Origin of the sequence: Rummeliibacillus sp. G93 (genome assembly GCF_023515935.1) — a bacterium.
Taxonomy (GTDB): domain Bacteria; phylum Bacillota; class Bacilli; order Bacillales_A; family Planococcaceae; genus Rummeliibacillus; species Rummeliibacillus stabekisii.
This window is the reverse complement of the sequence record NZ_CP097314.1, coordinates 1,420,747-1,432,215: the sequence shown is the minus strand read 5'-3', so window position 1 is coordinate 1,432,215 and position 11,469 is coordinate 1,420,747. Positions and strand designations below refer to the sequence as shown.

The 11,469-nt window shown below is 38.3% G+C and carries 11 protein-coding genes; 1 reads left to right on the top strand and 10 read right to left on the bottom strand.

The genetic code is table 11. The features are described from left to right. Positions 1–13: 13 nt before the first annotated feature. Positions 14–1,570, bottom strand: coding sequence for an acyl-CoA carboxylase subunit beta (locus M2M59_RS07185; RefSeq protein WP_147193590.1), 1,557 nt, complete (start codon positions 1,568–1,570; stop codon positions 14–16). Positions 1,571–1,573: 3 nt separating this feature from the next. Beyond that, complete coding sequence (gene mce / locus M2M59_RS07180) at positions 1,574–1,987, bottom strand: methylmalonyl-CoA epimerase (RefSeq protein ID WP_066786744.1); 414 nt, start codon at positions 1,985–1,987, stop codon at positions 1,574–1,576. A gap of 226 nt (positions 1,988–2,213) precedes the next feature. Here mce and prli42 point away from each other — a divergent pair, with 226 nt between their 5' ends. Continuing rightward, positions 2,214–2,309 carry a stressosome-associated protein Prli42 gene (gene prli42 / locus M2M59_RS07175; protein WP_150284233.1) on the top strand — a complete coding sequence of 32 codons (96 nt, stop codon included), beginning with the start codon at positions 2,214–2,216 and terminating at the stop codon, positions 2,307–2,309. Between the two features lie 39 nt (positions 2,310–2,348). On the opposite strand, the gene M2M59_RS07170 is transcribed toward prli42, so the two are convergent. The 8 genes from M2M59_RS07170 to M2M59_RS07135 all read right to left on the bottom strand — a co-directional run bounded on the left by M2M59_RS07170 (position 2,349) and on the right by M2M59_RS07135 (position 11,299). Continuing rightward, positions 2,349–2,837 (bottom strand): DinB family protein, encoded by a 489-nt coding sequence (locus M2M59_RS07170; protein ID WP_249775859.1) that lies wholly within the window; start codon positions 2,835–2,837, stop codon positions 2,349–2,351. Between the two features lie 90 nt (positions 2,838–2,927). Further along, complete coding sequence (locus M2M59_RS07165) at positions 2,928–3,230, bottom strand: hypothetical protein (RefSeq protein WP_147193593.1); 303 nt, start codon at positions 3,228–3,230, stop codon at positions 2,928–2,930. 181 nt (positions 3,231–3,411) lie between these two features. Next, positions 3,412–3,852 carry a BrxA/BrxB family bacilliredoxin gene (locus M2M59_RS07160; RefSeq protein WP_147193594.1) on the bottom strand — a complete coding sequence of 147 codons (441 nt, stop codon included), beginning with the start codon at positions 3,850–3,852 and terminating at the stop codon, positions 3,412–3,414. A 75-nt stretch (positions 3,853–3,927) separates the two neighbouring features. Continuing rightward, complete coding sequence (gene dacB, locus M2M59_RS07155) at positions 3,928–5,379, bottom strand: D-alanyl-D-alanine carboxypeptidase/D-alanyl-D-alanine endopeptidase (RefSeq protein WP_249775858.1); 1,452 nt, start codon at positions 5,377–5,379, stop codon at positions 3,928–3,930. Positions 5,380–5,487: 108 nt separating this feature from the next. Beyond that, positions 5,488–6,222 carry an SDR family NAD(P)-dependent oxidoreductase gene (locus tag M2M59_RS07150; protein WP_147193596.1) on the bottom strand — a complete coding sequence of 245 codons (735 nt, stop codon included), beginning with the start codon at positions 6,220–6,222 and terminating at the stop codon, positions 5,488–5,490. A 190-nt stretch (positions 6,223–6,412) separates the two neighbouring features. Further along, positions 6,413–7,495, bottom strand: a complete 1,083-nt coding sequence (meaB, locus tag M2M59_RS07145) for a methylmalonyl Co-A mutase-associated GTPase MeaB (protein ID WP_147193597.1) — start codon at positions 7,493–7,495, stop codon at positions 6,413–6,415. Then, entirely contained in the window at positions 7,488–9,638 is a 2,151-nt protein-coding gene (gene scpA / locus M2M59_RS07140) for a methylmalonyl-CoA mutase (RefSeq protein WP_147193598.1), read from the bottom strand. The genes meaB and scpA overlap by 8 nt, the downstream gene beginning before the upstream one ends. Continuing rightward, positions 9,635–11,299, bottom strand: a complete 1,665-nt coding sequence (locus M2M59_RS07135; protein WP_147195064.1) for a methylmalonyl-CoA mutase family protein — start codon at positions 11,297–11,299, stop codon at positions 9,635–9,637. Before M2M59_RS07135 ends, scpA begins: the two co-directional genes overlap by 4 nt. Between the last annotated feature and the right edge of the window lie 170 nt (positions 11,300–11,469).

Below are 11,469 nucleotides of genomic sequence, written 5' to 3'. Positions count from 1 at the left end.
TTTAGTTTATTTGTTATAGAGGAATATTGCCATGCTTTTTATATGGCCGTGTTTCTTGCTTTGAGCGAAGCATTTCAAGTGACTGCATAAGCTTTATACGTGTTTCTCGCGGATCAATTACATCATCTACTAATCCGTGTGATGCCGCCACATATGGATTGGCAAACTTTTCTTTATATTCATCTATTTTTTTCGTACGCATCGCTTCTGGGTCACTTGCGCCTGCAATTTCAGAGGCATGGATAATATTAGCTGCTCCAGACGCTCCCATTACTGCAATTTCAGCATTTGGCCATGCATATACCATATCCGCTCCAATAGATTTAGAATTCAGTGCAACATAAGCACCACCATAAGCTTTTCTTAGAATGACAGTTATTTTAGGTACCGTCGCTTCTGAATAGGCAAAGAGAATTTTTGCGCCATGACGAATGATGCCGCCATGCTCTTGTTTAACTCCAGGGAAAAAGCCAGATACATCTTCAAATGTAATGATCGGAATATTGAAAGAGTCACAAGTACGAACAAAACGTGCCAGTTTATCGGATGAGTCGATATCAAGCCCGCCAGCAAGTACTTTAGGCTGATTGCATACAAGGCCCACTGATTCACCATCAATTCGTCCAAATCCAACAACCACATTTTTTGCAAATTCTTTCTGCACTTCCATAAATGAATTTGCATCCACCACTTGTTCAATAACTTTCCTAACGTCATAAGCTTTTGTTTGATCAACTGGTACAATGTCTAGTAATTCTGAACGGAAATTATCGTCGTTTGAAGAATCTTCACGTCGTTGAGTTGGCGTTTTCTCTCTATTATTTTGCGGCAAATAACTAAGTAACTGTTTCACCTGTTCAAGTGCATCCGGTTCTTCAGACGCTCGAAAATGAGCATTGCCACTTATAGTATTATGGACTTTGGCACCGCCGAGACCCTCTGAAGTAATTTTTTCACCTGTCACAGTTTCAATAACTTTCGGTCCTGTAATAAACATTTGGGATGTATTATCAACCATAAATATAAAGTCCGTAATAGCAGGTGAATAAACCGCTCCCCCTGCACAGGGTCCCATAATAACCGAAATTTGAGGGATGACGCCTGAATAAATAGAGTTCCGATAGAAGATATGTCCATAGCCATCAAGCGATAACACACCTTCTTGAATGCGGGCACCCCCGGAATCATTGATACCAATAAATGGAGCACCATTTTTTGCAGCTAAATCCATTACATTAGCAATCTTTTTCGCATGCATCTCGCCAAGCGCCCCGCCAAATACGGTGAAATCTTGAGAAAATACATATACCGGACGTCCGTTAACCTTGCCGTAGCCTGTTACTACGCCATCTCCTGGTCCCTTTTTTTCTGCCATGTCAAAATCAACTGTCCTGTGATGAACAAAGGGATTAATTTCTACAAATGTCCCTTCATCCAGTAGCAAATCAATGCGTTCACGTGCTGTTAATTTACCTTTTTCATGCTGTTTATCAATGCGAGATTCGCCGCCCCCAAGCTCAATTTCTCTTTTTCTATCATATAATTCATTAATTTTGTCATACATATCCATGTGTTAACTCTCCTTCTTTTCGTTACGTTCGACTAATTCATAAAGAACGCCATTCGATGATTTAGGATGAATAAAAGCAACCTTTGCCCCGCCCGCGCCGTTCTTTGGCTTCTCTGATAAAAGGGTTGCTCCTTCTTTTCGCATCCTCTCCATTTCATCCTCAATGTTTTCTACTAAAAGAGCGATATGATGTATACCTTCTCCTCTCTTTTCTAAATATTTATATATAGCGCTTTCATTTGTAAGCGGCTCAAGTAATTCTATATGCGTATTGTTTGCATCTATAAATGCAACTCGCACTCCCTCTGACTCTACTTCTTCAATATTTAATAATTTCATTCCTAATACATTTGTATAATATGTAGTACGTTCATCTAAATTTTTAACGGCAATGCCTATATGATCTATGTTTTTCAATGCTGACACCCCTTTTGTATTCTAGTCTATTGTAGCTGAATTATTCAGAAAACTCTACTAATACTTGTTTATTGAATGAGATTTGGTAAAATATTTTTAAGAGATCAGCGAAACAAGTGAAACTTCAATTTAGGTTCTGTTTTCCGTATGTTGAGGGTATTCTGTCTTTGTCCTCTTGAGGTTATGGATTAAAGAATTTATATAGCGGTAAAAAGGAGAGAGAACAATGAGCAATAAAACTATTCAAAAAGTAGTCGTTATATTAATGGCTCTTATTATGGTCATGTCCATTCTAACATTCGGTTTAGCAATGATTCGATAATAAAAGAGCAGACTCTTTAAATAGCAGTCTGCTCTTTTTTTATAGTCCTAGCTTTTGCTTAACTTCTTGTATTTGTAGAATATGCCTTTTTTCATGGTAGCCAACAAAAGGAATCCATTGATCGAGACTCATCAGTCCAAAAGCAGGGTGAGGATATGCTTTTTGTTTAAGTATTTGTACGTCTACTGCTTTTTCTACATCTTCTAACTGCTGATGTGAGGTTGATAATTTCTCTTCCAGCTCATTTATGCTAGCAAATTTATCAGATGGTAATGCAGTGGCAGGAGCGTTGACTTTAACATCGCGATTAACAGTTGCTTCAATAGGTTTATGACTTACCGTAGCATTCTCCCCTTTTTCAGCATTTTGCTTTATCATCATCGCTATATTTGATTCCAACAAGTATAAATGCTCTACAATTTCCTTAATAGACCATTCTTCTGATGAAGGTTTTTTATTTAAATTTTCATCAGATATGCCACTGATTTCTGTTAATAGTTCTTCTCTTGCTTGGTCATTGATTTTCATTCTGAAATCTCCCTTTATAAGTTTAGATTCACTTCTTTACACTCATAGTTTACTATACTATTACCTCTATACTGAAATAACAGGGCTCCGTTAAATTCTTACTACTTCTAAGATGTCGTTATAGTATTCTTTATGAGCTTCACATTTATGAATCTTTTCGTCTAATATGGCAATTTCTTGATCCATCCCCATTACCAATTCTTTAATAAATAATTGTGTCATGGCGCTGCTGATGCTATCAAAGCTTTCAATTAATAACCGTCTTTTTTGAGATAGAACTCTTTGTTGTTGAATAGATTTCACTGCTTCTTCCGTTAATCGGTGAATCTCTTGCTGTATATCCCTTATCAATAGAGTAGCCACATCATCTGTATATTCTTTTATATCTATCATTCTTTCCCTCCTCTACGATTTTCCGTTATTCATAGAGTATGGAGAGCTTCTAAAAATTATTCATCTTTTAATATATTCTTTCTTGAAGAAATGATAGATCTAAATGAGAAGGAAGCATACCGCCTATTAGTTTATCAAAACAAAAAAGCTTCCAAAAGAGGAAGCTCTTATTACATTTCAATTATACTTCATCACAAAACTCTTCAAAATACGCTTGGATCGAAGTGATTACAGACATAGGATCATGTCCTTCAATTTCATGACGGCCAATTTCAGCCACTGGCTGCCCATCTTTCAGCATCACAAATGATGGAGATGAAGGGATATGGTCGTCACCAAAGTGCATACGTGCTTGTGCAGTAGCTTCTTGGTCTTGGCCTGCAAATACGGTTACTAGATGATCAGGACGTTTATCATAATTAATCGCGTGTACTGCTGCTGGGCGTGCAATACCCCCTGCACAGCCGCAAACAGAATTGACCATAACAAAAGTAGTTCCAGGACGGTTGAAAGCATCCTCTACTTGTTCGGCTGTTTTTAATTCTTCATAACCGTTTCCAGACAATTCACTGCGAGCTTGACGCAGCATATCTTGCATAAATAAATCGTAATCCATATTCATGTGTATTCGCTCCTTTTTTTACATCACTATTACTATAACAGGTGTTCGTCCACTTTTCAAAATGATCGTTTCAGATTATAGAACACGCGCAGCTTCCGTTAGAATATGATCAATTTCCTCTACAGAATCTTCTTGATTTTCGACAAGCAAGCTAAAGATATACATTTTGCCACTTTGTCCAATGAAATAACCACTTAAAGTATTTACACTTTCAATAGAACCTGTTTTGGCAAATACACGCCCATTTGTCAGAGGAGAGGTCAGTCGATTTTGGAGGGATCCCCCTGTTAGGCGATCATTCTTCCCCGCGATTGGCAAACTATTAAAATACGTATTAAACCACTTTTCGTCTTTATAAATCTTATATAATAATTCAGTTAAATCCTCTGCCGTCAAACGATTTTCTTGCGATAAACCCGACCCATCGTCCAACACAGCATTTTTTATAGGGATGTGAGCGGATGCTGCATATTTCTTTATTGTTTTCAGACCAGCAGGAGTACTACCACGTTTTTTCACTTCTTTTCCGAGGGTCTTTACTAAAACATTGGAGATACTATTATTACTCAACTTCATATATGGAATCATTATATCTTTTAAAGGCACCGACTGCTTCTGTGCAATAAGGTGTGCGTTTTTCGGAGGTACGGCTCTGTAAAATGTGGTATCTGTATAGTCTACTTGCTGACTTTTTAATGCCTCTTTAAATAATGTCATTGTCTGTTTTGTTGGCTGTGGAACAGCTATCCATTCTCTTACTGTCTGTTCCCTTGGCAAATTACCTGTAATATACACTTTACGTGTTCCAAATGCCCTTTCGATTTTGAGCGTATTCGGCTGTCCATATGCTACTGTTTTTGCCTCATTACAAATAAGTAGTTCTCCTTTAGCAGGTTCTATGTGCAATGTAGGCTTTTTCCCCTCTTTGTTACCCTTTGCCTCTATTAGGACGGAGGCTGCATCGTAATCTTTGTTAGGTGAAATCATTAATGCTGTGACAGGGGCAGCATAATAATAAGATTGGTCTTCTTTTTCAATGTGCGGAGTAAGCAATTTTTGATCAAAATAGAAATCATCAGCTACAATACGTCCATTAATTTTCTTTAATCCTTGACTATGAAGAAATGCGGCCAGTTCTTTCAAGTCGTTCATAGAAAGAGTAGGATCACCTTTTCCTTGAAGATACAAATCGCCTTGCAAAACACCTTTTTTCACTATTCCATCCATAAAGACATTCGTTTTGAAACGATAATTTTCCCCTAGCTCACTTAAAGCCGCTGCTGCTGTGAAAAGTTTCAAATTTGAAGCAGGTTTTTGTGACCTATCCCCATTATAATTAAATATAATTTGCCCTTCTAAATTACGAATGACCATACTGACATCAGCAGCGGGTAACTCTTGTACTATGGTGCTTCTTAGGTTCCCATCTATTTCTCCATCATTTTCAAAATTAGCACTAGCTATATTTGTGAACGGCATTGCACTAAAACATAGAATAATTAAGAAGAATATATACTTTTTGTACATATTTCCCTCCCCCAATAGAGCTTTAGGGCAAGTATATGAATAAGTAGTGCGAAATATGTCGAAAAAAAGAGTAACTGAGCTTATTTTCTCATTTACCCTTTCAACTTATTAATCCTCGTACATCATTTTCTTCGTCATTCCACCATCTATGGTAACATTCTGAGCTGTAATAAAATCGTTTTTAGGATGAGTAAGAAATATACATGCATTGGCAATGTCGTCAGGTTTACCAACCCTGCCGCTCAAATGCATTGCATGGTCATTTTCGGTTAGTGCCTCATAATCCTCTGTTTCAATCCAGCCTGGAGATATACAGTTGACCTTAATTCCATCTGGGCCGAATGATCGTGCTAAGGCATGCGTCAAAGCCACAATGCCTCCTTTTGTAGCAGCATATGCTTCTGTATTCGGTTCAGACATAAAAGCACGTGTTGATGCAATCGACACGATGGATCCACCATTTTCTTGTTTTCGCATATATTTTGCTGCTTCTCTAGAACATAAGAATACACTTCTCAGGTTGGTATTCATTATGTCATCCCATTCATCAATAGTAGATTCATATGGTGATACAGGCACGAATTTTCCTGCGTTATTGACTAGAACATCAATCTTACCCCAATGGTTTACAGTTTCGCTCATCAAATGGATAATATCCTCTAGTTTTCGCACATCCGTTTGCACAAATATGGCACGGCTACCCAATTCCTTAGCAAATTCTTCTCCTGTAGGATTGATATCAGCCAACACTAAATTTGCATGTTGTCTTGCATACATTAATGCGATAGATCGACCTATTCCTTTTGCCGCTCCTGTAATAACTACTGTTTTCGCTGCGAACATATTTTATTTCCCCCAGTCAATACTATTTTTTTAATATTTAAAATATTTTATTTAGTAGATATCTCTTTTAGATGTTTCCTACTTTAATGTAGATTTTATTGGATTGTTATATTCAATTTACAGAATGAGAACTACGATTAAGCGTTAACAGCTTTTTTCATACGAGAAGCACGAAAAAACCGAGCTAAATTCACTCAGTCTTTTCGTCAGAAAATAGTAAATCAACTGCCTGAGATACAGTTATCTGTCCTTCAGATATTTGTTTTTCAAATTGAGAAACTCGTTGTTTTGTATCATTATTTGCATAAAAAGTGTCGATCAAACGATCTCGAATCATAGCCTGGAACCATTCAGTTGTCTGTTTGGTACGACGGCTTGACCAAAAACCCGTTTTCATACAGGTTTCCCGAAATTCTTCAATCGTTTCTTGTATTCTTGATAATCCTTTGTTTTCAAGAGAGGATACAAGGTGTGTCCTTGTATCCCACCCAGGTGTGGCAGGCTGTAAAAAATGCTGTATTCGTTTGTACTCTGACATGGTTCTTTGCGCTGGACGAAGATTATTCCCATCAGCTTTATGCACAATAATTGTATCTGCTAATTCCATGATGCCTTTTTTCATTCCCTGTAGTTCATCTCCTGCTCCTGTCAGGACAAGAAGTAAAAAGAAATCTACCATACCTCTTACAATTGTTTCGCTCTGGCCGACTCCCATCGTTTCGATTAGTACAATATCGTAGCCTGCTGCTTCACATAATAGCATGGTTTCTCTTGTTTTTTTATGCACACCGCCTAAAGTCCCCGCTGAAGGAGACGGACGGATAAATGCATTGGGCTCACGTGAGAGCTGCTCCATCCTTGTCTTATCTCCGAGAATGCTGCCTCCATTGACTGTGGAGCTTGGGTCAATAGCGAGTACAGCAACTCTATGTCCTTTTTCACAGAGCATTTTGCCGAAAGCTTCAATGAAGGTGCTTTTCCCCGCTCCTGGAACACCAGTTATACCAATTCTAATGGAAGCACCTGTATAGGGAAGCATCTTTTTAAGTAAGTCCTGCGCATCCGATTGATCTTCTGGATGAGCACTTTCAAGAAGGGTAATGGCTTTTGCCAAATGCAGACGCGAGCCTTCCCTTATATTTTCAGCTAGTTCGTCTAGATTCTGTTTGACTTTCGTCTTTTTAACAAACTTCTTTCGTTTGGTTTCCTGCATCCCGTCATGTATCGATTGAACCCCTGGCTGGACAAATAATGCTGATTTTTTATCAGTCATTTACTTCCTCGTACCCTAAATTCTTATAGATAAGTTCAATCATTTTTTGAGATGCAATAGGCAATACTGTACCAGGTCCAAAGATCGCTTGGGCACCGCTCTGATATAAAAATTCGTAATCTTGAGCAGGTATAACACCACCGACAATCACGATAATGTCTTCTCTGCCTAGTTTTTTCAATTCATTAATGAGAGCGGGCACTAATGTTTTATGACCAGCTGCTAGAGACGAAACGCCAACAACATGAACGTCATTTTCTGCCGCCATTTGTGCGGTTTCTTCTGGCGTCATAAATAACGGTGATATATCCACATCAAAACCAAAGTCTGCATACCCAGTAGCAACAACTTTAGCTCCGCGATCATGGCCGTCTTGGCCCATTTTAGCGACTAAAATCCTTGGGCGTCTTCCCTCATTTTCTAAGAATTCCTCAGTCATTTGTTTGATCTCTTCGATAGCTTCCTTATCAGAATAGTTGGAAGCATAGACACCGCTAATAGAGCGGATGACTGCTTTATGTCGTCCTGCAACTGACTCAATTGCATCCGAAATTTCCCCAAGCGTGGCTCTTGCCCTTGCTGCATCTACAGCTACTGTAAGTAAGTTTTCCTCCCCTGTTTCTGCAGCATGAGTTAAGCGATCTAATTCATAGCGTACTTTATTTTCATCTCGTTTTTCTTTCATTAATTGAATTCGATCAATTTGCGATTGACGTACCATCGTATTATCGATATCTAAAATTTCTATAGGATCCTCTTTATCTAAACGATATTTATTGACGCCTATGATTGTTTCTGTTTTAGAATCAATTTTAGCTTGCCGCTTTGCGGATGCTTCCTCAACTCTCATTTTAGGTAGCCCGGTTTCAATTGCTTTTGCCATACCACCTAGCTCTTCAATTTCCTCAATCAACGTCCATGCAGACTTTGTTAATTCGTCAGTCAACTTCTCAACATAATAAGAACCGCCCCACGGATCAATTGTTTTGGTCATTTGTGTTTCATTTTGCAGAAAAAGCTGTGTATTTCTTGCAATCCGAGCAGAAAAATCTGTCGGAAGTGCGATGGCTTCATCTAAAGCATTTGTATGCAGTGACTGTGTATGCCCCATCGTTGCTGCATTGGCTTCAATCAAAGTCCGTGTCACATTATTAAACGGGTCTTGTTCTGTTAAAGACCAGCCAGATGTTTGTGAATGTGTGCGAAGAGCAAGGGTCTTAGGATTTTTAGGGTTGAATGAAGACATCATTTGAGCCCAAATGCGACGAGCTGCACGCATTTTGGCTATTTCCATATAATAATTCATGCCAATCGCCCAGAAGAAAGACAATCTAGGTGCAAAATTATCAATGTCGATGCCTGCCTTCAGTCCTGTACGCACATATTCTAGCCCATCCGCTAAAGTATAAGCTAGCTCGATATCGTTTGTAGCTCCCGCTTCTTGAATATGATAGCCGGAAATAGAAATAGAATTGAATTTCGGCATAAATTTAGAAGTATATTCAAAAATATCAGCGATGATTTTCATCGACATTTCAGGCGGATAAATATATGTATTACGCACCATATACTCTTTTAAAATATCATTTTGGATTGTGCCTGCAAGCTTATCTGGAGTGATGCCTTGTTCTTCAGCAGCTACTATATAAAAAGCAAGCACCGGTAGCACTGCACCATTCATTGTCATGGAGACAGACATCTGATCAAGCGGGATTCCATCAAATAGAATTTTCATATCTTCAACAGAATCAATGGCAACTCCTGCTTTACCTACATCCCCCGTCACACGAGGGTGGTCAGAATCATAGCCTCGGTGTGTTGCAAGGTCAAATGCAACGGAAAGGCCTTTTTGGCCCATTGCTAAGTTTCGGCGATAGAAAGCATTCGATTCCTCTGCAGTTGAAAAACCAGCATATTGCCGAATCGTCCATGGACGGCCAATATACATAGTTGGATAAGGTCCTCTTGTATTAGGCGCGATTCCTGCTACATCATGAAGATGAACTGCGGTTTTAATATCATTGAACGAATAGCTGGTTTTAACTTCAATATTTTCATTAGTCATAAATGTAGATTGTTTTTTTGATGGAAGTTCATCACGCAAAACTTCTTCTATGTGAACAGTTGAAAAATTAGGTTTCATCGTTGAACCTCCTTCAATGTTTCAGCAATATTATTCAACTTTTGAATCATATTTTGGCCTTTGTATAAATATCCGTTTAAACCTTTTGCTTGCCAATCGGTATCGAATTTCCCCGCCACATCCAATATAATAGAGGCTGGTTTTTCTTCCAACAAAACAGGGATTGCAGTCAGAGTATCCTCATCTGTTGCACAGAAAATGACATAATCCTCTTTGCTATTTTTTAACCACTCCTTAGCTTTTTCTATATCTGTTGTAGGCTCTATTACGTTAGAAAGCATACCTGCAGTAGCTAAGACCCCTGTAGCGAAATCTATACGCGGCTTAATCTTTTTCAAATCGCCAAATGGCAAAATTGCTGCTTTGACTTTTGCATCTTTCATTGTTCGTCTTAAACCTTCGAATGGTTCTGAAAGACGTTTGACTTTGTAAAATGTTTCAACTGAAGCCTCTTCATTAGCATCAGCAAAATCGTTTGTGCCAACAAGTATGGTTTTCCTTGTTTCCACTTCAAGAAGACGTTTAGTCATTGTTTCTTCAAGCTCTTTTTCTATTCGGCCACTTTCTACATATTGTGTATAGCCGCCCATTGCTTCAATTTCAACAAACTTTCCCCAAGCTTCTTTAGCTAAATCGTGCGTTAACGATTCGATATAATAAGCACCACCAGAAGGGTCCTCTATCTTGGTAACATGCGATTCTTCGCGTATTACCAAGCCCACATTTCGTGCAATCCGAACTGATTGGCTTGATGGCTTTGTTATAATATTATGAGGGTGTACTGTTAAAAGATCAGCTCCGCCTATAGCTGCAGCAAATGCTTCATTCCCTGCCCGTAGCAAGTTTACGTAAGGATCTAATTTTGAGAATCTTCTAAGAGATGTTTCTGCATAAATCTTTACAGGTTTTGGATTTTCAATACCGTAAGCTTTAGCGAATGCTTTCCAAAGTATTCGAAAAGCTCGAAGTTTTGCTATCTCCATAAAAAATTGTGTATCAATTGAAAAGGCAGCGAAAAATTGATTTTCAAGCTGATTAAAATCTGTTTCTTTTTCCATTTGTTCACTCGCTATTGCAAGAGCTATGGCTAATTCTTGTACAGCGTTTGCCCCTTTGTAATGAGCATCAATTATGTTAGCGCTTACCTTTCGAACATTCTGAAAACCGTTGATTTGACAGTGCTCATTAGATAATACAAAACCTTTGGCTTCTTTATTTTCTATAAAGTTAAAAACATTTAGGATTTCTGGATCTGCAGTCCGTATAAAAAATGGATGGTCATTCAGCAATCCTGCGAGTTTTTTCAGAGCCTCTTCACTCCACTCAAAGCTCACTTGGTCAATCATTAAATATTGATTACCGAATAATACAGAATTCTTTAATTCAGAGATGTATTCATCAATACAATCAGCGTAGGTGGATTGGGCAATCGCAAAAGCACCTTCACTCCTCATCTCTCGGACTGTGTTAGCTTGTGCATCTAATTTTCCATCTAATGTATTCAATAAGTCTTCCATGGTATAAAGCGGTTCAATTGTAATACCTTCAATAGTTTTAGTGAAAAGCGACTCAAATGGCTTCCCTTTTAATGCTATTATCGAGGCTTCTTTCCATTCCTCATAAGATGGTTTCGGGAAATTTACTTCTTTCATATTTGTCATACGCACGCGTAGATGCTTCCCCCCTTTGTCATTCTTACTACTATTTTACACAATATGTACATAGCTTAAAAGTAAAAGAAGTCTGAAAACCATTTCAACTAGGTTACCAGACTTCTTTTTTATTTATTCCACTTTGTCATTTAAAAAGATTTTGTTGGAAGAAGAAATGA